Here is a 26,482-nt window from a genome sequence, read left to right on the forward strand (position 1 = left end):
ACAGTTTTGCCGGCCACCGGTCCCGATAAGAGAAGCAGCATGGAATGCGCGCAACCCCAGCCAGGTGAAGGCAGCTCGGTCCTTTTGATCGTCGATGATTACCCCGAAAACCTGATCAGCATGCGCGCATTGTTGCAGCGTCAGGATTGGCAGGTGATGACGGCCGCCTCCGGTTTCGAGGCGCTCAACCTTTTACTCAAGCACGATATCGATCTGGTCCTGCTCGATGTGCAGATGCCCGGCATGGACGGTTTCGAGGTCGCGCGGCTGATGCGCGGCAGCCAGCGCACACGGCTGACGCCGATCATCTTCCTCACCGCCAACGAGCAGTCCCAGGATGCCGTGATCAAGGGCTATGCCAGCGGTGCGGTGGATTACCTGTTCAAGCCGTTCGACCCACAAATTCTCAAGCCCAAGGTCCAGGCGTTGCTCGAACACCAGCGCAATCGCCGGGCGCTGCAGCGCTTGAGTCATGACCTGGAAGTGGCGCGCGCCTTCAATGCCTCGGTGCTGGATAACGCCGCCGAGGGCATTCTGGTGCTGAGTGAGGACGGCGTGATCCGCTTTGCCAATCCAGCGATTTCACGGTTGCTCAATGCCCCGGTGAAGGAGCTTGAGGGCAAGGAATTTCTCGATTTCCTGCAGAAACCGCACATTCCGTTGTGGGCCGATTCCGAGTTTTATGCCGGTTATCAACGTGGCGAGACCCTGCGTCTGCATGATGCGTTATTGCGCACGGCGCCCGGGCAGCAAGTGCCGGTGGCGTTGTCCTGTGCGCCGCTGTCTTCAGAGCAGCACGCGATGGTAGTGACTGTGCTGGACATGTCAGTGGTGCGTCACTTGCACCAGCAACTGGAGTTTCAGGCGGTGACCGATCCGCTGACCGGGCTGCTCAACCGGCGGGGTTTCTACCAGACCGTGGAAAACCTGCTGTTGCGCGGCGAACGCAGCGACAGTAGCTGGGTGTTGCTTTACCTCGATCTCGACGGTTTCAAGCGGGTCAACGATTCCCTCGGCCATGACGCCGGCGACCGCGTGTTGCGCTGGGTCTCCGAACAGTTGAAAGCGTGCTTGCGGCCGTTCGATATCCTGGCGCGCATGGGCGGCGATGAATTCACCGCGCTGCTGGATCTGGAATTCCCCGAGCAAGCGGCGAAGATTGCCGAGAAGCTCATCGAGCGGGTATCGGTCTGTCAGCAGATCGAAGGTCTCGATATTGTCCTTGGCGCCAGTATCGGTATCGCCACCTATCCCGACTGTGGGCGCAATCTCGACGGTTTGCTGCGCGCCTCGGACATTGCCATGTACGAAGCCAAGCGTGCCGGGCGTCAGCAATATCGCTTTTATGATCATGAGATGAATGGCCGCGCACGCTCGCGCCTGATGCTGGAAGACAGCGTGCGCGAGGCCATCGAAAACCGCGATTTCAATCTGGTCTATCAGCCGCAGGTAGCGATCGGTAGCGGGCAGACTCGGGGGTTCGAAGCGTTGCTGCGCTGGCAGCATCCAAGCGTCGGCGATGTGCCGCCGGGGCTGTTTCTGCCGTTGCTGGAAGAAGCGCGGTTGATCAGTCGCCTTGGCAGCTGGATCTATCACCATGGCGCCGGCCAGCGCAAAGCCTGGGAAGCGCTGTTCAGCGACGATCTGGTGCTCGGGGTGAGTCTGAGCAACACCCAGTTCGGCCTGCCGAACCTGGTCACTGAGCTGCGCCAGGTCATAGAGCGACATGCCTTGGAGCCCCGGCAACTGGAAGTTGAAATCACCGAAGACGCGCTGATGCAGAACCCGGACGAAACCCGCAAACAACTGCGCCTGCTGCGCCATCTCGGGGTGCGCGTGGCGCTGGATGATTTCGGTTCAGGGCCGTGTTCGCTGGCGCATCTGCGCGATCTGGAGCTGGACACACTGAAACTCGACCGCCAGCTGATTGCGCGTCTGCCGGGTTCGCCCCGCGATGCGTCGCTGGTGCGGATGGTGATCGATCTGTGCAAGCAATACGGTCTCCTGGTGATCGCCGAAGGGGTGGAAACCCTTGAGCAATATCAGTGGCTGCAAGCCCATGGCTGCGAGTATGTACAGGGCTTCCTCGTCGCACGGCCGCTGACGGCCGAGGATACGATCCGCTTCGCCGAGCCGTTCGACTGGAGCGCGCTGCCTGGCTGAATTCGCTACACTGGCGCACCATTTTCCGAGCCGTGTCGCCGTCCATGACTGTGTTGAAGTACCTCCAGGCCTACCCCGAGCGTTTGCAGGATCAGGTGCGCCAACTGATCGCCGAAGGGCGCCTCGGTGATTACCTGGATCAACGTTATTCGGGCCGGCATGACGTGCAAAGCGACAAAGCGTTGTATAGCTACGCGCTGGATCTGAAACAGCAGTACATGCGCAACGCTCCGGCCATCGACAAGGTGCTGTTCGACAACCGCCTCGACCTCACTCACCGTGCCCTCGGTCTGCACACCACGGTCTCGCGGGTGCAGGGCGGCAAGCTCAAGGCCAACAAGGAAATTCGCATCGCTTCGCTGTTCAAGGATGCCGCGCCGGACTTTCTGAAGATGATCGTGGTGCACGAACTGGCGCACTTCAAGGAATCGGACCACAACAAGGCGTTCTACAAACTGTGCGAGCACATGCTGCCGGGGTATCACCAGATCGAATTCGATCTGCGCGTGTACCTGACGTGGCGGGATATGCAGTAAAGATCAAAAGATCGCAGCCTTCGGCAGCTCCTACAGTTGGAATGCGATCTTCTGTAGGAGCTGCCGAAGGCTGCGATCTTTTAACGTTGGGAGTGTTTAGATGGACGTAAGCAAGACCAAAAGCAGTTTCTACCGCCGATTGTATGTGGCCCATCTGATCGACAGTGGCCTGGCGCCCAGCGTCCCGGCCTTGACCGAAGTCACCGGCATGCCTCGGCGCACGGCGCAGGACACGATTGCCGCGCTGGCCGATCTGGATATCGTTTGTGAATTCGAGCAGGAAGAGGGCGCGCGCAATCATGCGGGGCGCTACCGGATTCGTGATTGGGGGGCGATTGATCGGGGGTGGATCGAGCGGAATTTGCGGCAGATAAAAGCGGTGCTTGAATACCCCTGATTCCTGCGCCGACGGTCCTGACGCCTTCGCGAGCAAGCTCGCTCCCACATTTGGAATACATTCTCCTGTGGGAGCGAGCTTGCTCGCGAAGGGGTCTTCAGGCGCGACGCATCCCGATGTGCGGAATGCCATCCTCGAGATATTCCTCACCCGCCACTTCAAACCCGTATCTGCCGTAATACCCTTGCAAATGCGCCTGCGCCGACAGATAGATCGGCACCTGCGGCCAGTGCTTCCCGGCCTGTTTCAATGCCTGTTCCATCATCGCGTGCCCCAGCCCCTTGCCACGCGCGGCAGGGGCGGTGATCACGCGGCCGATCACCACGTCGCCGCCCTGGGATTCGGGATCGAGCAGGCGCAGGTAAGCCATCAACTGATCATCCTCCCAGCCCATCAGATGGTAGGTATCGCCTTCCAGATCCTGACCGTCGAGGTCCGGATAGGCGCATTTCTGTTCGACCACGAACACGTCAGAGCGCAATTTCAACAGTGCATACAATTGCTCTTTGCCCAGATCGCTGTGATGTTTGCAGATCCACTCGATTGTCATTTTTCGATTCCTTGAACACGTCGCCCGATACTAAGCGCACCCGCTGCGGATGTCTGTATGGCGTATCAGTCTGTGACAAAGGTCAAAATGCCATCATTCCTTTCTCGCGGCGCCCAAGACTTTGTGTAATCTGCTGAAGGGCACTGCGTACTGGCTCCCATGAGCTAATGTTCAATGCTTGGGTTTTGCCGGTAAGGGGCCTTGGGTTTTGACGTGAAACCACGTCGGGCGGTTGCCCGCTGAGGATGTTCAAGCATGCTGCGATTGCTTCAAGCCGTTGCTTTGATCGGACTGCTGGTGCTGGGCCAGCATGCTGCGGCGCAGAAGCTGCGGCTGGCGTTCGATAATTGGCCGCCGTTTACCGACGATGCACTGGTCAACGGTGGACTGGCCACCGACATTGTCAGCACCGCACTGGCTCGCGCCGGTTATGCCAGCGGTTACGAACAAGTGCCGTGGGCCCGAGCATTGTTGGGGATTGGCGAGGGGCGTTATGACGTACTGGTCAACGCCTGGTACAACGACGAACGCACGCAGATCGGCCAGTTTTCCGCCGAGTACCTGATCAACCGCATCCGCTTCCTCAAGCGCAAAGACGCACCCATTGAATACAACAGCCTCGAGCAACTGCATACCTATCCGATTGCGGTGGTGCGCGGATACGCCTATTCCGCACCGTTCGATGCCGACACGGCGATGCAGAAAGTCCCTGTGCACAACTTCGCCATGGGCGTGCGCATGCTCGCGGCGGATCGGGTCAAGCTGACGCTGGAAGACGAATACGTGGCGAAATATTACCTGGCGCGGGAATCGGCCAAGGTGCGCAATTCGGTCGAATTTCTACCCAAGCCGTTGAGTGAGAACAGCCTGCACATATTGGTCAGCCTGAAGAATCCGCAGCATGAGCAGATTGTCGCCGGGTTTGATCGGGCGATTGCAGCGATGAAGGCTGACGGGACTTACGAGAAGTTATTGCGGCGGCATGGAATGTGAAGGTGATCCGAGATTTTCTTTGTGGCTGATGACCTCTTCGCGAGCAGGCTCGCTCCCACAATTTGAAATGCATATCCTGTGGGAGCGAGCCTGCTCGCGAAGGCGTCGTTTCAGGCGCCGCCAATTTCGGCAGTGTCCTTGATCAGATGCGCCGCCAACGTCCGAAGCGGCCCCAACTGCCGGCAGATCAGCGCCAATTGCGTCTGTACCAGTCGCTGGCCTTCATCGATCTCCTCCGGCATCTGCTCCAGTTCATTGGCGAGCGCTTCCTCTTCATCACTCTGAATCGCAATCGGTTGCTTGCTTGCGAGGCCTTGGGCGATTTCGTCGATGCTGCTCGCCAGTTTCACCCCGGCGCCCTCGATCAAGTGCTCACGCACTTCGGCTGGCAGTTGCGTTTCGCGGTGTGCGCCGAGCCCGGACAGGTAACTGAGCAGGGTGTGCGACAGCACCAGGAAACGGAAACCGACATCGGCTTCCTTTCGGAAATGCCCCGGCTCCATCAGCATGTTCGCCAGTGTCGTCGACAGCGCCGCGTCAGCGTTATGGGCGTTGCGTCGGGCGAGGCGATAGGCGAGGTCGTCGCTCTTGCCAGCGGCGTATTGCTGCATGATCTGGCGCAGGTAGATGCTGTTGCAGGTCAGGGTGTTGGCCAGCACTTTGTTCAGGCGTCGGCCCTGCCAGTCCGGCAGGAACAGGAACACCGCAAGTCCGGCGATCAGACTGCCCAGCAGGGTATCGAACAGCCGTGGCAGAAACAGCCCGTAGCCATCGCCGACCTGATTGAAGCAGAACAGCACCATAATCGTGATCGCCGCCGTCGCCAGGGTGTAGCGTGTGGTGCGGTTGGTGAAGAACACCACCCCGGCGGCGATGGCGAAGCACGATTGCACCACCGGGTTGGGGAACAGATCGAACAGCGCCCACGCCACCGTGAGGCCGATGGCCGTGCCGATGATCCGCTGACCGAGTTTGCGCCGTGTGGCGCCGTAGTTCGGCTGACAGACGAACAGCGTGGTGAGAATGATCCAGTAGCCTTGCGACGGGTGAATCAGGTGCACCATGCCGTAGCCGATGCTCAACGCCAGCGGCAGGCGCAGGGCATGGCGGAATAGCAGCGAGGTGGGCGTCAGTTGTGTGCGCAGGCGAATCCACACGTCCTTGAGATTGCGCGGTGAGCGGTCGAGCAGGCTGCTGTCGGTGGCATCGGCCAAGGCGTCGGGATTACTTGCGTCGCTAAGCAGGCGGTCGAGGGTGCCGAGGTTGGCTGCCAGTGCGCGCAGCGAGCGCAGCAGGCCGCGCCATGCCGGATTGCTCTGGATGCGCAAGTGTTCGAGGGAGGCGTGGAGGTCGTTCAGGGCTTCGGCGAAACTGGCGTCGTAAATGAACGGCTGGCGCATCTGGATCGATTCGGCCAACGCCCGGCAGGCCTTGCCTTGCTGACGCAGCAGGCGCTGGCAGCGGAACAGCACGTCGCTGTGGAAAAACGCTTCGGCCAGTGCGTTGTACGGATAGTGCGAAGAACTGGCGCGTTCGTGGATGTCCTGCGCGAGGAAGTACAGTTTGAGATAACGGCTGACTTTCGAGCCCGGCCGACCGTTGCCGACCCGGTGCAGGATGATTTCCTTGGCGGTGTTGAGTGCGGCGACGACCCGGCCGTTCTGTTGCGCCAGTTCGAGGCGGCGGGCCTCGACGTCCATCTGCCGGATCGGCTCGAACAGTGAGGATTTCAGCTTCAGGTAAAGGCCCAGTTCACGGAACAGCCGCGCCAGGCTTTGCTGCACGGGTTGATTGGAAAACAGCGCCTGCCACAGCACCGACAGCAGTCCGTACCACGCCGCGCCGGCGACCAGCAGCATCGGTTCGTGCCAGAAATCGGTAACCGCGCCGCCGCGCTGATCGACGCCGATCATCGTGTACACGGAGAGAATCAGCGTCGCCGAGGCGATCGCGCCGTAACGCTCGCCCAGCGCGCCGAGCATGGTCAGGCTGAAACTGGCCAGCGCCAGGGCCACGGCAAAAATGATCGGGTAGGGAAAGAGCAATTCCACCGACAGCGCGGCGATGCTGAAACACACCAGCGTCACCGCGAGGGCGTTGAGGCGGCCCTGCCAACTGTCGTCGGTTTCGGCCAGGGCGCTGGCGATGATGCCGAGGAACAACGGGATCAGCAGGCCCATTTCATCCTGATGCCAACACAGCGCCATACTGCCGGTCAGGGCGATGAATACCCGCACGCTGTAGCTGAATTTATCCAGCGCCCACAGGCGCCGCAAAGACTGACGAAACGAGGTCGAGGACATGAAGTGCGATGGCCTTCCGAGGCGATGCCGCTAAATTGAGCCAGTAATGACGCCGACGCAATGGCGCCGAGCACATCTGACAGCAAAAAGTGTTCCTTTTACTTACACCACAAACCACTGTGGGAGCGAGCCTGCTCGCGAAAGCGGAGTGTCATTCAACAGATATGTCGACTGATATACCGCATTCGCGAGCAGGCTCGCTCCCACAGTTGTGATTTGTGTTGGATCAGACGTACTGCGCGGCGGCGTAACCGGAGGCCCAGGCCCATTGGAAATTGAAGCCGCCCAGATGCCCGGTGACGTCGAGCACTTCGCCAATGAAATACAGGCCCGGACTTTTCAGCGATTCCATGGTCTTGGACGACACTTCGCGGGTATCGACGCCACCCAGGGTCACCTCAGCCGTGCGATAGCCTTCAGTCCCCGCCGGCACTACCTTCCAGCTGCCGAGCTTTTCGGCAATCTCCGCCAGTTCAGCGTGGGTGTACTGCTTCATCGGTTTGGAGACAAACCAGTTGTCCGCCAGCAGATTGGCCATCTTCTTGGTGAAGATCTCGCCAAGCAAAGTTTTCAACTCGCTGTTCGGGCGTTCGGCGACTTGCTCTTGCAGCCACGTCGCCGCATCGTGGTCCGGCAGCAGGTTGATCTCTACCGTGTCACCGGGCTCCCAGAACGAGGAAATCTGCAGGATCGCCGGGCCGCTGAGGCCACGGTGAGTGAACAGGATGTTCTCGCGAAAGCTCTGCTCGTTGCAGCTGACCAGACAGTCCACCGAGGTGCCGGATAGCTCCGTGCACAAATCCTTGAGCTGATCGGTGATGGTGAATGGCACCAGCCCGGCGCGAGTCGGCAGCAGTTCATGGCCGAACTGTCTGGCCACCTGATAACCGAACCCGGTAGCACCCAGAGTCGGGATGGACAGGCCGCCGGTGGCGATCACCAGCGACTGGCACTGGACCTGGCCGAGGGTGGTGTCGAGCAGGTAGCCGCTGTCGACTTTCTCGATGGTCTCGATCGAGGTGTCCAGACGCAGCTCGACGCCGGCCTGAGCGCATTCATCGAGCAGCAGGCCGAGGATGTCGCTGGATTTGTTATCGCAGAACAGCTGGCCGAGTTTCTTCTCGTGGTACGGCACGGCGTGTTTGCCGACCAGAGCGATGAAATCCCACTGGGTGTAACGCGCCAGCGCGGATTTGCAGAAATGCGGATTCTGCGAAAGGAAATTGCTCGGTTCGGTGTACATGTTGGTGAAATTGCAGCGACCGCCGCCGGACATGAGGATTTTCTTGCCCGCCTTGTTCGCGTGGTCAAGCAGCAACACCTGACGCCCACGCCCGGCGGCGGTCATCGCACACATCAACCCAGCGGCGCCAGCGCCAATGATCACGACTTCGGTAGAGCGCAAAACGGTGTCCTCTTGGTGGGTCGCTACAAAACAAACTGTGGGAGCGAGCCTGCTCGCGAAAGCGTTGTGTCATTCAACAATGATGTCGACTGACAGATTGCATTCGCGAGCAGGCTCGCTCCCACAGGGGATCTCCTTTGGATGGAAGATCGCTTAGAGAATGCGTACGCGCAACGAGCGGCCCTTGATCTTGCCGTCATTCAAGCGCTGCAAGGCCTGCATGGCCACGGTCCGTTCGACAGCGACGTAGGCCTGGAAATCGAAGATCGCAATCTTGCCAACCTGTGCACCCGGAATGCCTGCTTCGCCAGTCAATGCGCCAAGAATGTCGCCCGGACGCACCTTGTCTTTACGGCCAGCGCCGATGCACAGGGTGGTCATCGGCGGCTGCAACGGGGCGAGGCCCTGAGACTTGAGGTTGTCGATCTGATCCCAGTTCAGCGGCGCTTTCTGCAGTTGTTCGATGGCTTGCGCGCGGTGTGCTTCGGACGGCGCGACGAGGCTGATGGCAATGCCTTTCTCGCCCGCGCGACCGGTACGGCCGACGCGGTGGATGTGGATTTCCGAATCACGGGCCAGCTCGACGTTGATCACCATGTCCAGTGCATCGATATCCAGACCACGGGCCGCGACGTCGGTGGCGACCAGTACGGAGGTGCTGCGGTTGGCGAACATCGCCAGCACCTGATCGCGATCACGCTGTTCCAGATCGCCGTGCAGGCCGACGGCGGAGATGCCTTTGGCGGTCAGGTGATCAACGGTTTCCTGCACTTGCTGCTTGGTGAAGCAGAAGGCCACGCAGGACGCCGGACGGAAGTGGTGCAGGACTTTGGTCACCGCACTCATGCGCTCTTCCGGGGAGATCTCGTAGAAGCGCTGCTCGATCTGCGTGTCGTCGTGGAAGGCTTCGGCCTTGACGGTCTGCGGATCGCGCATGAATTTCGAGGCCAGTTGCTTGATGCCCACCGGATAGGTCGCGGAGAACAGCAGGGTCTGGCGACGCTCGGGGGTCTTGATGATGATGTCTTCGATAGCGTCGTAGAAACCCATGTCGAGCATGCGGTCGGCTTCGTCGAGGATCAGCGTGTTCAGGCCGTCGAGCACCAGCGAACCCTTGCGCAAATGCTGCTGAATGCGCCCAGGGGTGCCGACGATGATGTGCGCGCCGTGCTCGAGCGAAGCGATCTGCGGGCCGAACGACACGCCACCGCAGAGGGTCAGGACCTTGATGTTGTCTTCGGCACGGGCCAGACGACGGACTTCCTTGGCGACCTGGTCGGCCAGTTCGCGGGTCGGGCAGATCACCAGCGCCTGGCAACCGAAGTAGCGCGGATTGATCGGGTTGAGCAGGCCGATGCCGAACGCGGCGGTCTTGCCGCTGCCGGTCTTGGCCTGGGCGATCAGGTCCATCCCCTTGAGGATCACCGGCAAGCTCTGCGCCTGGATCGGCGTCATCTGGGCATAACCGAGTGATTCGAGGTTAGCCAGCATGGCGGCGGACAGCGGCAGAGTATTAAAAGCGGTGGCGATGGTGGTCACGGGACTGGCCTGCAAAACAAAATGTCGCGCAGTGTAGCAGCCCCGTGCCCGTTTCCTCGACAGTTCTGGACGAACAGCCCCAGAGTTTCTCTGACTGGAGATCAGTCTGTGTGAGGGACCACACTCCCCTGTAGGAGCTGCCGAAGGCTGCGATCTTTTGATTTTTCTTTAAAAAACAAGATCAAAAGATCGCAGCCTTCGGCAGCTCCTACAGGGAGTCCTTCAGCAGAATCAGTGTTCGATGTGTTCTTGTGGACGTTTAGCGCGCCGACCGTCTTCCTTCGACAACTGCGAGAAGATCGTTGCCGCCAGCATTGCCATCACGCCGACCGTGACGAAGGTCAGCTGGAAGGCGCCGAGCACGGTTTCCACACCATCGTTGCCGACCTTCGCAGTGAAGCCGCCAAGCAGCGCGCCGGCGCAGGCCACCCCGAGGCTCAGCGACAACTGCGCCACCACCGACAGCAGACTGTTGCCGCTGCTGGCGCTGGCATCGTCAAGGTCGATCAGGGTCACGGTGTTCATCGCGGTGAATTGCAGCGAGTTGATCGCCCCCAGCACCGCCAGCAGGCACAACAGCAGCCAGTACGGCGTCTGCTCACTGACCAGGCCCATGCTCGCCAGCATGATCCCCAGCGCCAGGGTGTTGCCGGTGAGGACGATGCGATAGCCGAGGCGTTCGATCAGCGGACGTGCGACCCACTTGGCGACCATCGCCGCAGCGGCCAGCGGCAACATGCTCATCCCGGCTTGCGAAGGCGAATAGCCCAACGCGACTTGCAGCAACAACGGCACCAGAAACGGCAGGGCGCCGCTGCCCAGGCGCGCAAACAGGTTGCCGAGAATGCCGACGGCGAAGGTGCGGGTCTTGAACAGCGACGGCGCGAACAACGGGTTTTCGATGTGCCCGGCGCGCAGCCAGTACGCCGCCAGACAGGCCATGCCGGCGAACAGCAGCAACATCACCCGCAGATGCGGCAAGTGCAGTTCGCCAAGGCCTTCCATGGCAATGGTGATGAGGATCATCGCCGCGCCGAACAGCAAAAAACCGAGGCTATCGAAGCGCGTGCGCTCGGTGCCGCGCAGGTCAGGAATGAATTTCCACACTGCATAACAACCGATCACCCCGACCGGCAGATTGATCAGAAAGATCCAGTGCCACGTCAGGTATTCCACCATCCAGCCGCCCATGGTTGGTCCGATCAGCGGACCGAGCAGGCCGGGAATGGTGATGAAACCCATGATCCGCACCAGTTCCGAACGCGGGTAGGCACGCAGCACCACCAGCCGCCCGACCGGCAGCATCAGCGCACCACCGAGGCCCTGAATCACCCGCGCACCGATGAGCATGCTCAGGCTGCTGGACAAGGCGCAGAGCAATGAGCCGAAGCTGAATAGCAGGATCGCGCCGAAGAAGATTTTCTTGGTGCCGAAGCGGTCGGCGATCCAGCCGGAGGCCGGGATCAGCAGGGCGACGGTGAGCATGTAGGCGATGATCACGCCCTGCATGCGCAACGGGTCTTCGGCCAGATCGCTGGCCATGGCCGGCAGCGCGGTATTGAGGATAGTCCCGTCGAGGGACTGCATGAAGAACGCAATGGCGACGACCCACGGCAACCAGCGGGCGGTGATGGCGTCGAGAGGCGGGCGGTTGGGCATGGAACCTCTTGTGATTAGTGCATTTCGGAGTCGAGCGCAGTCAGTGTGGGAGCGAGCCTGCTCGCGAAGAGGCCATTTCATTCGACATTGATGTCGATTGATCTACCGCTTTCGCGAGCAGGCTCGCTCCCACAGGTTTTGCATTTACAGCGTTAGCGTCAACCGGCTGATCAGCGCCCCCGGCAACAACGCCGACGAGGTATTGCGCTGGCTGTACGTACTCGCCGACAGCAACAGTTCACGCTCCGTGGTCAACGCCTCCAACTGCGAACCGAGCAGGTTGTAAGCGCTGTCGTCGAAACGCATGGTGCTGACCGGCGCCTGGATCTCGCCGTTCTCGACCCAGAAGGTCGCGAAACGGGTCATGCCGGTCATGCGCGCCGCCGGTTGATCCGAGTAGTTCAGGTACCACAGGTTGCTGATGTACAGCCCGGTGCCCAACTGCTTGAGGATCTCTTCCTGCGACAGATCACCGGCGGCCATGTTCAACGCACTGGGCATCTCGCCGCCGCCCGCACCGTTCGCCGCCAGACCATATTCGGCAGCGCTGCGCGAGCCGACCAGTTGATCGCCGGCCTTGCCCTCGACGATCAGACGCAGATCACTGCGCGGATAGCCCTCGGCGGAAAACGCCGGGCTCAGCGATTCGCTGACCTTTTCGTCCAGCGACAGCAGCGGGCTGAAGGCCTGATCGCCGACGTAGAGCTTCTGCAACGGACTGCTCTTGCTGGCAATCGACTGCGCCGAGAACCCGCCCCAGCTGAGCATGCCCATAATCTCTTCCAGTGCCGCCGGCGCCAGATAGGCGCGGTACTGACCGGGCGCCAAAGTGCGTAACGGTCGGCCGAGAAACTCAAGCTGTTCGCGGGCCTGGGCGAAACGCCGGGCAAAGCCCTCATCGCTCCAGTCGTGCCCGGCGTAGCTGGCCTTCACCGCTTCGCCATTTTCATGGAACAGGCTGAAGTCGAAATTGAAGCTGTTGGCTTCATGCCAGCCGAACGCGCCGGCGGAACTGGCGAACCCGCGGCTGATCGGGCCGGCAGCATAGAAGCCGACCAGATCGAGACCTTCAGCGGCGGCGCAGATTTGCCCGACGACATCTTCGGTGTCCGGCAGCGGATGCGCTTGTACGTGCGTGCTCTGCCAGCTGTTGTGATTGAGCAGCAGGTACGGATCCTGCGGCAGCAGCGGCAGGGTTTCGCGCAATTGCTGCAGGCCTTCGGCGAGCCGTTGCAGATCGGCTTCCTGATCCCCTGACAGCGTGATCTGCAGGTCGGCGTGGCGACCGTCGTTGATCAGTTTCAGGCCGACGTTGGCCTGTTGCACCTGCCCGGCCTGGCGCACCTTGGCGTGATTGAAGCGCACGAACGCCGAGGCTTCGGCGGCGTAGCTGAGCGTGAACTGTTCCGGCTCGCGCACGCTGTCGCGCAGCCAGTTGACCATGACCTTGAAGGCGTCGGACTGACGCTTCGAAATGCTCATCAGGCGTCTCCCCCAAACACATCAATATTGCTGAATACGCAGGCCGGCGAAGCGTGGCCGACGCGAATCACCTGGTTCGGTTCGCCTTTGCCGCAGTTTGGCGTACCCAGCACCTTGACGGTGTTGGCATCGCCGACGGCGCGCAGGCTCTTCCAGAAGTGCGCGGAAATCGCCCGGTAGTTGGGGTTTTTTACCACGCCTTTCAGTTCACCATTCTCGATCAACTGGCCCCATTCGCAGCCGAACTGGAATTTGTTGCGCGCATCGTCGATCGACCACGAGCGGTTGGTGCTCATCAAGATGCCGTGTTCGATACCGCCGATCATCTGCTCCAGTGTCTGATCGCCTGGCTCGATATTGAGGTTGGCCATGCGGTCGATCGGCGGGCGGTTCCAGCCGCAGGCGCGGCTGTTGGCGACGCCATCGAGGCCGGCGCGATATTGCGACAGCGCTCCGCCCAGTGGCCGCAGCAGCAGGCCGTCACGAATCAGGAATTGTTTGCTTGCCGCGGTGCCGTCGTCGTCATGGCCGTAGCTGGCGAGTTCTTCCGGGATGCCGGGGTCGAAAGTCACGTTGAGCAAATTCGAGCCGTATTGCAGGCTGCCGAAATCGCTGGTTTTGACGAAACTGGTGCCGGCGTAATTGCGCTCATCACCGAGGATGCGGTCGAGCTCCAGCGGGTGGCCGATGGATTCGTGGATCTGCAGCATCATCTGATCGGGCATCAGCAGCAGGTCGCGCGGGCCTTGCGGCGTGTTCGGCGCGAGCAGCAATTGCAGGGCCTGATCGGCGACTTGCGGGCCGGCGCCGACCAGGCCGCAACGGCTGATGACATCGGCGCCACCCTGTTGGCCGAAATTCTCCCGGCCAAGGCTGCGGGTCTGGCTGTCGTTGCCATCGTAGGCAGTGACGTCCAGGCCCGGATAGACGAAGCGCTGGGCCTGACGCAATTCGGCGCCAGCGCTGCTCAAATAAATCTGCTCGACGTGGGTGATGCCAATGCTCACTTGCCAATTGACCAGGCGCTCATCCTTGGGCACCGCGGCGGATTCCGCGCCGAGCAGCTCGAAACATTCGCTCAGGGAAGGAAAGGGCTGTTCGAGATTGGGTGAAAAATAATCAGCGCGGTCGCTGGAAACCGGCTGCTCGCGCAGATCGAGCAAGGCGTGCGGCTTGAGTCGGCGAGCCTGTTGCTCGGCGCGTTCCAAGGCAGCTTGCAGGCCCTGTTGCGAAAGATCATTGGTCGCCGCGTAGGCTTCGACGCCATTGACGCGCACGGTAAGCATCGCCCCTTCGTCGCGGCTCAGGCTCGGCGGTTCGGCGACATTCTTGCGCACCGACAGAAACTGCCCGGACTCGCGCACATACCGCAGGGAAAAAAATTCAGCGCCCGTGCGCAAGGCAGCAAAGCGCTGCTTGAGCTGGGGGTGGAAATCGAACATTCGGGAACCTCCTTGTAATGGAGTAGCGGCATGGCGACAGCGGGGAGGGGTGAAACGGTTGCGCGAGGTCTAGAGTAGGCCTGCGTGGGGGTAGGATCAAGTGAAGAGGGGGTGTAGGAGGTTTTACTGTGCAGCGGGGAGTTGTGTGTTGCTGTGAGGGCCTCTTCGCGAGCAGGCTCGCTCCCACAGGGGATTTGTGAATGCTACAGATCCAGTGTGGGAGCGAGCTTGCTCGCGAAGGTCGCGCCTCGGTCTTACGACTTACTGCGTAACGGGGGTGATATCCCGCATCGGCTTGCCCTTGACCGGCGCGCCGTTCGCGACGTAGTACGCCGCATTGCTACGCGGCAGTGGCTTGCGGCCACGAATCTTGTCGGCGATTTTTTCCGCCATCATGATCGTCGGGGCGTTGAGGTTGCCGGTGGTGATGATCGGCATGATCGAGGCATCGACCACACGCAGGCTCTGCATACCATGCACACGACCTTCGCCATCGACCACCGCCATTTCGTCGGTGCCCATCTTGCACGAGCAGGACGGGTGGAACGCGGTTTCGGCGTGCTCGCGGATGAACTTGTCGAGCTGCTCATCGGTTTGCACGTCGATGCCCGGGCTGATTTCGCGGCCACGGAACGCGTCGAGCGCCGGCTGCTGCATGATTTCGCGGGTCAGGCGGATGCCGTCGCGGAACTCCTGCCAGTCCTGCTCGGTGGCCATGTAGTTGAACAGGATGCTCGGGTGCTGGCGCGGATCCTTGGATTTGACCTGAATGCGGCCACGGCTCGGCGAACGCATGGAACCCATGTGCGCCTGGAAACCGTGCTCTTTCACACCGTTGCTGCCGTTGTAGTTAATCGCCACCGGCAGGAAGTGGTACTGGATGTTCGGCCACTCGAATTCAGGACGCGAACGGATGAAGCCGCCGGCCTCGAACTGGTTGCTGGCGCCGATGCCGGTGCCGTTGAACAGCCACTCGGCACCGATCGCCGGCTGGTTGTACCAGAGCAGCGACGGGTACAGCGAGACCGGTTGGGTGCAGGCGTATTGCAGGTACAGCTCGAGGTGATCCTGCAGGTTTTCACCGACGCCCGGCAGATCGTGAACCACCGGGATGTCGAGGCTTTCCAGCAGTTGCGCCGGGCCGACACCGGAGCGCTGCAAAATTTGCGGCGATGCGATGGCGCCGGAGCACAGCAGGACTTCCTTGCGTGCCTTGGCTTCAACGCGTTCTTCAGCGTCGCCGATCAGGTAACGCACGCCGACCGCACGCTTGCCTTCAAAGAGAATCTTGTCGGTCAGGGCGTGCGTGACGATGGTCAGGGTCGAGCGCTTTTTGGCGATGTCGAGGTAGCCACGGGCGGTGGAAGCCCGGCGGCCGTTCGGCGTCACGGTGCGGTCCATCGGGCCGAAGCCTTCCTGCTGGTAGCCGTTGAGGTCTTCGGTACGCGGATAACCGGCCTGCACGCCGGCTTCAACCATGGCGTGGAACAGCGGGTTGTTGCCGGCTTTCGGCGTGGTCACGCTGACCGGGCCGTCGCCACCGTGGTAATCGTTCGGGCCGATGTCACGGGTTTCGGCTTTGCGGAAGTACGGCAGGCAATCGAGGTACGACCAGTCTTCCAGGCCCGGCAGTTTCGCCCAGCCGTCGTAGTCCATGGCATTGCCACGGATGTAGCACATGCCGTTGATCAGCGACGAACCGCCAAGGCCCTTGCCGCGACCGCATTCCATCCGGCGGCCGTCCATGTGCGGCTCTGGATCGGTTTCATAGGCCCAGTTGTAGCGACGACCCTGCAACGGGAACGCCAGCGCGGCGGGCATCTGCGTGCGGAAGTCGAGGCGGTAATCCGGGCCGCCGGCTTCGAGCAGCAGAACGGTGACGCCTTCGTCTTCAGTCAGACGGGTCGCCAGGGTGTTACCGGCCGAGCCGGCACCGATGATGATGTAATCGAATTCTTGGGACATTGAATGCACCCTCTTTAGATGTGGTCAGGTCAGGCCTGGTGAGTGCTTTGCACTCAATCGCCAGCAGGCTGGCTCCCACAGGGGATTGGGGATGCCACAGATTTGGTGCATGACACCAAACCTGTGGGAGCGAGCCTGCTCGCGAAGACGGCCTCGCGAGCAATGCAAATCTCGGGTCTTAGAACACCGAGACGTAATCGCCCAGCTCGACCTGTACCGATTTGATGCGGGTGAAGTTGTTCAGCGAGCTGATGCCGTTCTCACGGCCCACGCCCGACTGCTTGTAGCCGCCAACCGGCATTTTCGCGTCGGACTCGCCCCAGGCGTTGATCCAGCAGATACCGGCTTCCAGTTGATGAATCACGCGGTGCGCGCGGTTCAGGTCTTTGGTGACGATACCGGCAGCCAGACCGAAGTCGGTGTCGTTGGCGCGGCGGATCACTTCTTCTTCGGTTTCGTAGGAGAGGATCGCCATGACCGGGCCGAAGATTTCTTCGCGCACGATGGTCATGTCGTCGGTGCAGTCGGTGAACACGGTTGGCGCCACGAACGCGCCTTTGGCGAATTCGCCGTCGGTCAGACGACCGCCGCCGCACAGTACGCGGGCACCTTGTTCCTTACCTTTTTCGATGTAGGCCAGCACGCTTTCCATATGGGCGAAGCTGACCAGCGGGCCGAAGTTGGTGTTTTCGTCTTCCGGGTTGCCGACGCGAATACGTGCAACGCGCTCAACGATCTTCGCCTCGAACGCGGCTTTCAGGTGCGCCGGAACGAACACGCGAGTGCCGTTGGTGCAGACCTGACCGGAGCTGTAGAAGTTGGCCATCATCGCAGTGTCGGCGGCGCGATCGAGGTCGGCGTCGTCGCAGATGATCAGCGGCGACTTGCCGCCCAGTTCCATGGTCACGTCTTTCAGCGACGAAGCCGAAGCGCTGGCCATGACTTTCTTGCCTGTGTCGGTGCCACCGGTAAAGGAGATTTTTTCGATGCGCGGATGCTCGGTCAGCCAGGTGCCGACTTCACGGCCGCTGCCGGTCAGGACGTTGAACACGCCGTTCGGCACGCCGGCTTCGGTGTAGATCTCGGCCAGTTTCAGCGTGGTCAGCGAAGTCACTTCGCTTGGCTTGAAGATCATCGCGTTACCGGCCGCCAGGGCTGGCGCGGATTTCCACAGGGCGATCTGGATCGGGTAGTTCCACGCGCCGATACCGGCGACCACGCCCAGCGGCTCGCGACGGGTGTAGACGAAAGAGGTGTCACGCAGCGGGATCTGCTCGCCTTCGATGGCGGGCACCAGGCCTGCGTAGTATTCCAGCACGTCAGCGCCGGTGACGATGTCGACGTACTTGGTTTCGGAGAAGGATTTGCCGGTGTCCAGGGTTTCCAGCGCGGCCAGTTCATCGTTGCGCTCGCGCAGGATGTCGACGGCGCGACGCAGGATCCGCGAACGCTCCATGGCGGTCATCGCGGCCCAGATTTTCTGGCCCTTTTCGGCGCTGACCACGGCGCGCTCGACGTCGTCCTTGGTCGCACGTTGCACCAGTGCGAGGACTTCACCGTTCGCCGGGTTGATGGCTTCGAAGGTGGCGTCGCTGCCGGCATCGGTATACGCGCCATCGATGTAGAGTTTTTGCAGTTCGAAACGGGCCATAGTGTCCTCGCAAGTGCATAAGTGGTTGGCGTTGACCACCGCGATCACGCTGCGGTGGAGTTCAGGGGTCGAGCGGTTTCTGTGTGCTCTAACTCACCTGCTTGGCCAATTGGAAATCCATGTATTCGTAAGCAATCTGTTGCGCCTGCGCCGTGTCGAAAGCGTCTCCCGACAGCGCGCCGCGCAACCACAAGCCGTCAATCAACGCTGCCAGACCCCGGGCCGCACTGCGCGCATCTTCGAGCGGCAGCACACGGCGGAACTGGCAGCACAGGTTGGAATACAGACGGTGATCGTTGATCCGCTGCAACCTGTGCAAAGACGGCTGGTGCATGCTGGTGGCCCAGAAGGCCAGCCAGGTTTTCATTGCCGGGCCATTGACCTGGCTGGCGTCGAAGTTGCCTTCGATGATCACCTGCAGATGCGCCCGTGGGCTGTCATCTGCCAGCGCCTGACGGCGCGCGGTGACGCTCTCGCTGAGGGCGGTCATCAGGTACCGCATCGTGGCGGCGATCAGGCCGTTCTTGTCCTGAAAGTAATGACTGATGATGCCATTCGAGACACCGGCCAAACGGGCGATCAGCGCAATGCTGGCGTCCCCCATTCCGACCTGATCGACGGCCTGCAAAGTGGCTTCGATCAGTTGTTGGCGGCGGATGGGTTGCATACCGACCTTGGGCATCTTGCACATCTCCTTAGGCCTTCCGAGGGGCGAATGACGCCGATCGGATTGAGGGCCAGTCTATTTTGTTTTGATTGAACGTTCAATCAACAAAGAATAAGATCTGCGACAATTCGTCGCTGCCTACAGAAAATTCCTACGCGTGATGACGATAAAAACCGACACCTGAAACGGCTCGAAACCTGCGTGGGGCATGGCGCGGTTCGCGATTCGATGGACGTGTTGAAAGGGCAAGACGCTCGGGGCCAGGTTTCGGATGAACGTCCGGCACCTCTGGCCACGAAAGCGAATACGCAACGCCATTTCGGCAGGTTCGGGCTTTTTTCGGAGTGTCTTTATATCACCCGCCGGTCGGCTGCCAACTAACCGATTGGTCGGGTTCCGTGATGCCTTGTGTTCTTCTCTCGCACTGCCTGGAGCATTTGTGCCATGAGTTCTGCCTCGCTAATAAAGACCCCGCCCGAGAAGGTGACGGTCAACGGTTGGGTGTTCTACACCTCGACCGCGCTGATTCTGTTGTTGACCACCATTCTGATCATCGCCCCGCAAGAGGCCGGCAGAATGTTGGGGATGGCCCAGGCCTGGTTGTCGCGCAGCTTCGGCTGGTACTACATGGTGGTGATCGCTGCCTACCTGGTGTTCGTGGTCGGTCTGGCGTTTTCCTCGTACGGCAAACTCAAACTGGGCAGCAAGGACGACACCCCGGATTTCAGTTACGGCGCCTGGGCGGGGATGTTGTTCTCGTCAGGCATCGGCATTTCGCTGTTGTACTTCGGCGCGTCCGAGCCGCTGGATCACTATTTCAATCCGCCGGAAGGCACGTCGGCCAGCAACCTGGCCGCGCGGCAGGCAGTGCAACTGACGTTCCTGCACTGGGGCCTGCACGGCTGGGCGATCTACGCACTGGTCGGTCTGGCCGTGGCGTATTTTGCCTATCGGCATAACCAGCCTCTGGCGCTGCGTTCGGCACTGTATCCGCTGGTCGGCGAGCGCTGGGTCAAGGGCGCGGCCGGGCACGCGGTGGATGGCTTCGGCATGTTCGTAACGCTGCTGGGTCTGGTGACCAACCTGGGGATTGGCTCGCTGCAAGTGTCGTCCGGGCTGGAGAACCTGTTCGGCATGGAGCACAGCAACACCAACCTGCTGATCGTGATCATTGTCATGAGCACCGTGGCGACCATCGCCGCCGTGTCGGGTGTGGAAAACGGCATCCGTCGTCTGTCCAACCTGAACATCGTCCTGTTCAGCGGCCTGCTGATTTTCGTCCTGCTGTTCGGCCCGACCCTGCACCTGCTCAACGGCTTCGTGCAGAACATCGGTGACTACCTCAACGGCGTAGTCCTGAAGACTTTCGACCTGTACGTCTATGAAGGCGACAGCGCCAAGTCCGACCGCTGGCTCGGCCTGTGGACGCTGTTCTACTGGGCGTGGTGGATTTCCTGGGCACCATTCGTGGGCATGTTCATCGCGCGGATTTCCCGTGGCCGCAGCGTGCGTGAACTGGTCGCTGGCGTGCTGTTGATTCCGCTGGGCTTCACCTTGGCGTGGCTGTCGATCTTCGGTAACTCGGCGCTGGATCTGGTGATGAATCAGGGCGCGGTGGAGCTGGGCAAGACGGCGCTGGAACAGCCGTCGATGGCGATCTATCAGTTGCTTGAGCATTACCCGGCGTCGAAAGTCGTCATCGGGGTGTCGATCTTTGTCGGCTTCGTGCTGTTCCTGACCCCGGCCGATTCCGGCGCGGTGATGATGGCGAATCTTTCGTGCAAGGGCGGCAACGTCGATGAAGACGCGCCGCACTGGCTGCGGATCTTCTGGTCGGTAGTAATCACGCTGGTGACCATCGGCCTGTTGTTTGCCGGCAACTTCGAAGCCATGCAGACCATGGTGGTGCTGGCCGGCCTGCCGTTCTCGGTGGTGCTGATCTGCTTCATGTTCGGCCTGCACAAGGCGATGCGCCAAGACGTGCAGATCGAACAGGAGCAAGCGCAACTGGCCGAGCGCGGACGACGTGGATTCAGCGAGCGTCTGACTCAGCTGGATCTGCAGCCGAGCCAATCGGTGGTGCAGCGCTTTATGGACAAACACGTCACCCCGGCGCTGGAGGATGCAGCGGCGCAATTGCGCAATCAGGGGATTGAAGTGCAGACGCTGTTGGGCAAGGCCAAGCGTTGCATGGGCGTGCGGGTCGAAATGGAAGAGGGCAACCCTTTCGTTTATGAAGTGAGCCTGGACGGTTATCTGGCGACTCCGACCGAATCGGCGCAATCGGATGACGCGCGCCAGCGCTATTACCGGGCGGAGGTGTATCTGCACAATGGCAGTCAGGACTATGACTTGATGGGCTTCACCCCGGAGCAGATTACCCGGGATGTGCTGGATCAGTTCGAGAGCCATCGGCAGCTTCTTGGCCGGGTGTATAGCTAAAGTCAAAAGCTTGCCCTCACCCCAGCCCTCTCCCGGAGGGAGAGGGAGCTGACCGAGATGTCTAGCGTCATACATCGACCTGAGAGATCGAGTCGATTATGGATTCGGTAAAGCAAGATCAGGTCGGTGTATATCTGAAGCATCCCCCGGTCAGTTCCCTCTCCCTCTGGGAGAGGGCTAGGGTGAGGGGCTTTTCCCTGACCCAATTAAAAAGGGATCGCTCTCCGCGATCCCTTTTTTCATCCCACCTGGCCCATTACCCCAGATTCTTGCCCAACAACGCGTGATACAGCTCGCTGTCCCCCAGAATCCCCACTACGTGATTGTTATCGTGCAGCACCAGTTTGTTGCCAGTCTGATAACGAATCTGCAGCGCATCGCGCATGCCGATGTTCGAGTCCACCAGCGTCGGCTTGCGCTCCAGGCCTTCCACCGCTTGCCCCGGTGCCCAGTTCTGCAGGTTGAGTACTGAACCGTTCTGGCGTGCGCCTTTGATGGTGTTGCCTTCGGCCAGGTCCAGCCACGAGTCGCCGCCCGGATCGAGGCACACCGAGCCGTTGATGCGTTTGCACTTGTCCAGCGTGCGCATCAGGCTGCGGCCGCAGAGCACGTTGAGCGGATTGGTGTGGGCGACGAAGGTGCGCACATAGTCGTCTGCCGGGTTGAGGACGATTTCTTCCGGCACGCTGTACTGGATGATCCGGCCGTCTTTCATGATCGCAATGCGGCTGCCCAATTTGAGGGCTTCATCGAGGTCGTGGCTCACAAACACAATGGTCTTGCTCAGCTTGCGTTGCAGTTCCAGCAGTTCGTCCTGCAGGCCCTGGCGGATCAGCGGGTCGAGGGCCGAGAACGGTTCGTCCATCAGCAGAATATCGGCGTCCATCGCCAGCGCACGGGCGAGGCCGACGCGCTGCTGCATGCCGCCAGAGAGCTCGTCAGGCTTCTTGTTGCGCCATTGGGTCAGGCCAACCAGTTCGAGTTTCTCGTCGACCAGTTTCTTGCGTTCCTTCTCCGGTCGGCCCTGCATTTCCAGACCGAAACTGATGTTCTCGCGCACCGTCAGCCAGGGCATCAGGGCGAACTTCTGGAACACCATGGCGATGCGCTTGGTGCGCATCATTTTCAGTTCGGCCGGCGTGCACGAGGCGATGTCGATCTGGCGGTTTTCATGCTCGACGAACAGCTTGCCGCGGCTCACGGTGTTGAGGCCGTTGATGCAGCGCAGCAGGCTCGACTTGCCCGAACCGGACAGGCCCATCAGCACGCAGATTTCGCCCTTGTTGATGTCCAGCGTGGCTTTTTCCACGCCGACGATCTGCCCGGTCTTCTTCAGGATCTCGTTGCGGGTCATGCCCTGATCGAGCAGCTTGAGCGCCTCGCGCGGGTCCTTGGAGAAGATTACGTCGACGTCTTCGAAGCGAATTATGCTCATGCGTCACCCCCTACTTTGGCGTCGGGTTGTTTGCAGATACGGTCGAGCATGATCGCCAGCAGTACGATTGCCAGGCCTGCTTCGAAGCCCAGCGCAATATCAGCAGTGTTCAGTGCGTTGACCACCGGTTTGCCGAGTCCGTCGGCGCCGACCAGTGCCGCGATCACCACCATCGACAGCGACAGCATGATGCACTGGGTGATGCCGGCCGCGATGCTTGGCATGGCGTGCGGCAGTTCGATCCTTGAGAGCAGTTGGCGACGCGAGCAGCCGAAGGCCTTGCCGGCGTCCATCAGTTCTTGCGGGACATCGCGGATGCCCAGGTAGGTCAGGCGGATCGGCGCTGCGATGGCGAAGACCACCGTGGAGATCAGGCCCGGTACCACACCCAGCCCGAAGAGGGTCAGGGTAGGAATGAGGTAAACGAAGGTCGGTACGGTCTGCATCAGATCGAGCACCGGCCGCATCATGGTGTAGAACATCGGTTTGTGCGCGGCGACGATGCCCAGCGGCACGCCGATCAACACGCAGACCAGGGTGGCGAACAGCACCTGGGCGAGGGTTTCCATGGTTTCCTGCCAGTACCCCAGATTGAGGATGAGCAGGAACGAGGCGACCACGAACGCGGTCAGGCCCCACTTGCGTTGAATCAGATGGGCGATGATGGCGATCAGGCCAATCAGCACCAGTGGGTTGAACCAGGTCAGCGCAAACGTCACGCCGTGGATCATCGTTTCCAGTGTCACGGCGATTGCGTCGAAGGTGTTGGCGCCGTGTTGCGTCAACCATTCGACGAAGCCCGCGATGTACTGGCCTAGAGGTATTTTCTGATCAATCAGCATGGTAGTGAACGTCCGCATGCAAGGAAATTAACAGCCCGGGCAGGTACGCCTGCCCGGCATAAGCGATGCCCCTCGAATCAAGGCGCGAGCTTGGCTTTCACGGCCTCCAGGCCTGGTTTACCGTCAATGGTGGTCACGCCAGCGAGCCAGGTTTCGAGCACCTGTGGATTCTTTTTCAGCCAGGCCTTGGCGGCCGCGTCAGGCTTCATCTTGTCGTCGAGGATGTTGCCCATCAGTTCACTTTCCATGTCGACGGTGAACTCCAGGTTTTTCAACAGTTGACCGACGTTGCTGCATTCTTCGGCGTAACCCTTGCGGGTGTTGGTGGCCACGGTGGCTGCGCCGAAATCGGGGCCGAAGAAATCGTCGCCACCGGTCAGGTACTGAATCTTGAAACGCTTGTTCATCGGGTGCGGCGCCCAGCCGAGGAAGACCACGGCGGTGTCGCGCTTCTGCGCCCGGTCGACTTGCGAGAGCATGCCGGCCTCGGAGGATTCGACGACTTTGAAACCGGCGGTTTTCAGGCCGAAGGCATCCTTGTCGATCATGCTCTGGATCAGCCGGTTGCCGTCGTTGCCCGGCTCGATGCCGTAGATCTTGCCGTCGAGCTCTTTCTTGAATTTGGCGATATCGGCGAAGTCATGCAGGCCTTTGTCGTACAGGGCTTGCGGCACGGCGAGGGTGTATTTGGCGCCCTTGAGGTTGGTGCGCACGGTGTCCACGGTGCCGGCATCGCGATAGGGCTTGATGTCGTTCTCCATGGTCGGCATCCAGTTACCGAGAAACACGTCCATGTTCTTGCCGTCGGCCAGCGACTTGTAGGTCACGGGCACGGAGATCATGGTGGTCTTGGTCTTGTAGCCGAGGGCGTTGAGAACAACGGAAGTGGTGGCGGTGGTTGCGGTGATGTCGGTCCAGCCGACATCGGAGAAGTTAACGAGGCTGCACTGTGCCGGTTCTGCGGCTTGCGCCAGTAACGGCAGACTCAGCAGGGCGGCCAACAACAACGACGGGGAACCTTTCATGGATGGACTCCTTGGTGTTTTTTTTGGCAGTGTTCCGACTGTGGACCACCGCACTTATGGGTTGCGGTTGGTGGCGTTCGTAAGACAGCTCTACCGCAGCGCCTGGCAATCGAGTCATCCCGATCATGTACCAGTGAAAATCTGACGCCTACAGGGAGGGTCGTATCCAGTACAGGGATGGTCGCTTCCAGTGTCGGTGACGTCGCTTACAGCTTTTTTCCGCCCCCGAGGACCTGCGCAACTGCATAAAAACGGCGTATTTGCGGGGCGAAAACGTAACGACGCTGCTGGACATGAGTGCGTCGGTGTCAGACGCCGTGCGCGCCGACAAAAGCCCGATGATGCCGGCATTCGGCGGATCGCAGCTTGAGCGTAGCAGCTCCGCCAGCGGGCGCTTTTGCCGCCCGGACCGGTATTCTCAGGAGCTCTGCAGCAATGGCTATCAGCGTTTTCGACCTGTTCAAAATCGGCATCGGCCCTTCCAGTTCCCACACCGTCGGGCCGATGCGCGCCGCCGCGCTGTTCGTCGAGTCGCTGCGCGACAAGCATCAGCTGGAACAGGTGCGGCGCATCGAGGTGCAGTTGTTCGGTTCGCTGTCGGCCACCGGTGTCGGCCACGGCAGTGACAACGCGGTGATCATGGGCCTGATGGGCGAATGGCCGGACGCAATCGACCCGTCGCAGATCGGCCCGCGCATTCAGGCGCTGCGCGAGACGCATACGCTGTTATTGGATGGTCGTCTGTCGGTGCCGTTTGTCTGGGCGCGGGACATGCGCCTGATCGACGAAAACCTGCCATTCCATCCCAACGCCATGACCCTGGTTGCCGAAGGCGAGTTCGGTGAACTGCACCGTGACACCTACTATTCAATCGGCGGCGGCTTTGTCGTTGACGAGGCGCAAGCGGCCAGCGGTGTGGTCGATCTGGATCGCACCGAATTGCCCTACGACTTCTCCAGTGCGGTTGAGCTGCTCGATCTGTGCAAGACGCACAATCTGCGCGTTGCCGAACTGATGATGGCCAACGAAAAGGTCTGGCGCAGCGAAGAAGAAATCCGCGCCGGCCTGATGAAGCTGTGGCGGGCGATGCAGGATTGCGTCGAGCAGGGCCTCAAGCACGAAGGCATTCTGCCCGGTGGCTTGAATGTTCGCCGGCGGGCGGCAAAGTTGCACCGCAGCCTGCAGGAACTGAACAAACCCAATGTCATCGGCTCGACCTTGAGCGCGATGGAGTGGGTCAACCTGTTCGCCCTGGCCGTCAATGAAGAGAATGCTGCCGGCGGGCGTATGGTCACCGCACCGACCAACGGCGCGGCGGGGATCATCCCGGCGGTGCTGCACTATTTCATGAAGTTCAGCGAGGCGGTGACCGACGCCAACGTCGTCGACTATTTCCTCAGCGCAGCGGCGGTCGGCATTCTGTGCAAGAAGAACGCTTCGATCTCAGGCGCCGAAGTCGGTTGCCAGGGCGAGGTCGGTTCGGCCTGCGCCATGGCAGCGGCGGGGCTGGCGGAGATTCTCGGCGCCACGCCTGAACAATTGTGCAACGCGGCGGAAATCGGCCTGGAGCACAACCTGGGTCTGACCTGCGACCCGGTCGGTGGGCTGGTGCAAGTGCCATGCATCGAGCGCAATGCGATTGCGGCGGTGAAGGCGATCAACGCGGCGCAGATGGCCCTGCGTGGTGATGGTCAGCATTTTATTTCGCTGGATCGGGTGATCCGCACCATGCGCGATACCGGCGCCGATATGCATGACAAATATAAAGAAACGTCGCGCGGTGGGTTGGCGGTCAGTGCGGTTGAGTGTTGAACCCGCCACACCGAGGTGGATTCTTCGCGAGCAGGCTCGCTCCCACAGGTTGGATGCATTTCAACTGTGGGAGCGAGCTTGCTCGCGAAAGCGCCAGACCAGTCAAAACTGCTCAACAAAAGAACACCTCGATCCAGCCACGCCACCTTTTGGCGCGTCGCAATCAGACAAGAG

The 26,482-nt window shown here is 60.8% G+C and carries 19 protein-coding genes; 6 read left to right on the forward strand and 13 right to left on the reverse strand.

What is annotated here, in order from left to right; all coding sequences use genetic code 11:
- Positions 1–39: 39 nt before the first annotated feature.
- The 3 genes from AC0Z4S_RS15750 to AC0Z4S_RS15760 all read left to right on the forward strand — a co-directional run bounded on the left by AC0Z4S_RS15750 (position 40) and on the right by AC0Z4S_RS15760 (position 3,096).
- Positions 40–2,163, forward strand: coding sequence for a putative bifunctional diguanylate cyclase/phosphodiesterase (locus tag AC0Z4S_RS15750; protein WP_485623682.1), 2,124 nt, complete (start codon positions 40–42; stop codon positions 2,161–2,163).
- A gap of 44 nt (positions 2,164–2,207) precedes the next feature.
- A complete protein-coding gene (locus AC0Z4S_RS15755; protein WP_042606612.1) occupies positions 2,208–2,699 on the forward strand; it encodes a M48 metallopeptidase family protein in 492 nt (163 codons plus the stop codon).
- 100 nt (positions 2,700–2,799) lie between these two features.
- Entirely contained in the window at positions 2,800–3,096 is a 297-nt protein-coding gene (locus AC0Z4S_RS15760) for a winged helix-turn-helix domain-containing protein (RefSeq protein WP_253496671.1), read from the forward strand.
- 97 nt (positions 3,097–3,193) lie between these two features.
- Here AC0Z4S_RS15760 and AC0Z4S_RS15765 read toward each other — a convergent pair whose 3' ends face one another.
- Positions 3,194–3,646 carry a GNAT family N-acetyltransferase gene (locus tag AC0Z4S_RS15765; protein WP_485623683.1) on the reverse strand — a complete coding sequence of 151 codons (453 nt, stop codon included), beginning with the start codon at positions 3,644–3,646 and terminating at the stop codon, positions 3,194–3,196.
- 255 nt (positions 3,647–3,901) lie between these two features.
- On the opposite strand from AC0Z4S_RS15765, the gene AC0Z4S_RS15770 reads away from it, so the two are divergent.
- Complete coding sequence (locus AC0Z4S_RS15770) at positions 3,902–4,639, forward strand: substrate-binding periplasmic protein (protein ID WP_485623684.1); 738 nt, start codon at positions 3,902–3,904, stop codon at positions 4,637–4,639.
- Positions 4,640–4,749: 110 nt separating this feature from the next.
- On the opposite strand, the gene yccS is transcribed toward AC0Z4S_RS15770, so the two are convergent.
- The 9 genes from yccS to betI form a co-directional block, all read right to left on the reverse strand.
- Positions 4,750–6,942: a YccS family putative transporter gene (gene yccS / locus AC0Z4S_RS15775; RefSeq protein ID WP_485623685.1), complete on the reverse strand. Its 2,193-nt coding sequence runs from the start codon at positions 6,940–6,942 to the stop codon at positions 4,750–4,752.
- Positions 6,943–7,168: 226 nt separating this feature from the next.
- The gene (locus AC0Z4S_RS15780; protein ID WP_485623686.1) at positions 7,169–8,347 is read right to left on the reverse strand and encodes a BaiN/RdsA family NAD(P)/FAD-dependent oxidoreductase; all 1,179 of its coding nucleotides are present in this window, start codon (positions 8,345–8,347) and stop codon (positions 7,169–7,171) included.
- Positions 8,348–8,500: 153 nt separating this feature from the next.
- Entirely contained in the window at positions 8,501–9,886 is a 1,386-nt protein-coding gene (gene dbpA / locus AC0Z4S_RS15785; protein WP_024014613.1) for an ATP-dependent RNA helicase DbpA, read from the reverse strand.
- 231 nt (positions 9,887–10,117) lie between these two features.
- The gene (gene mdtD, locus AC0Z4S_RS15790) at positions 10,118–11,545 is read right to left on the reverse strand and encodes a multidrug transporter subunit MdtD (protein WP_253496656.1); all 1,428 of its coding nucleotides are present in this window, start codon (positions 11,543–11,545) and stop codon (positions 10,118–10,120) included.
- A gap of 144 nt (positions 11,546–11,689) precedes the next feature.
- Complete coding sequence (locus tag AC0Z4S_RS15795; RefSeq protein ID WP_485623687.1) at positions 11,690–13,027, reverse strand: TldD/PmbA family protein; 1,338 nt, start codon at positions 13,025–13,027, stop codon at positions 11,690–11,692.
- Positions 13,027–14,469 carry a TldD/PmbA family protein gene (locus AC0Z4S_RS15800; protein ID WP_485623688.1) on the reverse strand — a complete coding sequence of 481 codons (1,443 nt, stop codon included), beginning with the start codon at positions 14,467–14,469 and terminating at the stop codon, positions 13,027–13,029. Before AC0Z4S_RS15800 ends, AC0Z4S_RS15795 begins: the two co-directional genes overlap by 1 nt.
- A 261-nt stretch (positions 14,470–14,730) precedes the next feature.
- Entirely contained in the window at positions 14,731–16,434 is a 1,704-nt protein-coding gene (betA, locus tag AC0Z4S_RS15805; protein WP_485623689.1) for a choline dehydrogenase, read from the reverse strand.
- 178 nt (positions 16,435–16,612) lie between these two features.
- The gene (gene betB / locus AC0Z4S_RS15810; protein WP_039757620.1) at positions 16,613–18,085 is read right to left on the reverse strand and encodes a betaine-aldehyde dehydrogenase; all 1,473 of its coding nucleotides are present in this window, start codon (positions 18,083–18,085) and stop codon (positions 16,613–16,615) included.
- Positions 18,086–18,173: 88 nt separating this feature from the next.
- Positions 18,174–18,767, reverse strand: coding sequence for a transcriptional regulator BetI (betI, locus tag AC0Z4S_RS15815; RefSeq protein WP_042561476.1), 594 nt, complete (start codon positions 18,765–18,767; stop codon positions 18,174–18,176).
- 486 nt (positions 18,768–19,253) lie between these two features.
- Here betI and AC0Z4S_RS15820 point away from each other — a divergent pair, with 486 nt between their 5' ends.
- Positions 19,254–21,194, forward strand: coding sequence for a BCCT family transporter (locus AC0Z4S_RS15820; RefSeq protein ID WP_485623770.1), 1,941 nt, complete (start codon positions 19,254–19,256; stop codon positions 21,192–21,194).
- A 256-nt stretch (positions 21,195–21,450) separates the two neighbouring features.
- On the opposite strand, the gene choV is transcribed toward AC0Z4S_RS15820, so the two are convergent.
- From choV to AC0Z4S_RS15835, 3 genes are all read right to left on the reverse strand, one after another.
- On the reverse strand, positions 21,451–22,629 hold the full coding sequence (gene choV, locus AC0Z4S_RS15825; protein WP_016772804.1) for a choline ABC transporter ATP-binding protein: 1,179 nt from the start codon (positions 22,627–22,629) through the stop codon (positions 21,451–21,453).
- Positions 22,626–23,471 (reverse strand): choline ABC transporter permease subunit, encoded by an 846-nt coding sequence (gene choW / locus AC0Z4S_RS15830; protein ID WP_016772805.1) that lies wholly within the window; start codon positions 23,469–23,471, stop codon positions 22,626–22,628. The genes choV and choW overlap by 4 nt, the downstream gene beginning before the upstream one ends.
- Positions 23,472–23,548: 77 nt before the next feature.
- Positions 23,549–24,496, reverse strand: a complete 948-nt coding sequence (locus tag AC0Z4S_RS15835; protein ID WP_064365331.1) for a choline ABC transporter substrate-binding protein — start codon at positions 24,494–24,496, stop codon at positions 23,549–23,551.
- Positions 24,497–24,931: 435 nt separating this feature from the next.
- Between AC0Z4S_RS15835 and AC0Z4S_RS15840 the strand changes: the two genes are divergently transcribed.
- Positions 24,932–26,308, forward strand: coding sequence for an L-serine ammonia-lyase (locus AC0Z4S_RS15840; RefSeq protein WP_485623690.1), 1,377 nt, complete (start codon positions 24,932–24,934; stop codon positions 26,306–26,308).
- Positions 26,309–26,482: the final 174 nt, after the last annotated feature.

The sequence above is a fragment of the Pseudomonas sp. 1L-B-1-E-C1 genome (assembly GCF_057291835.1).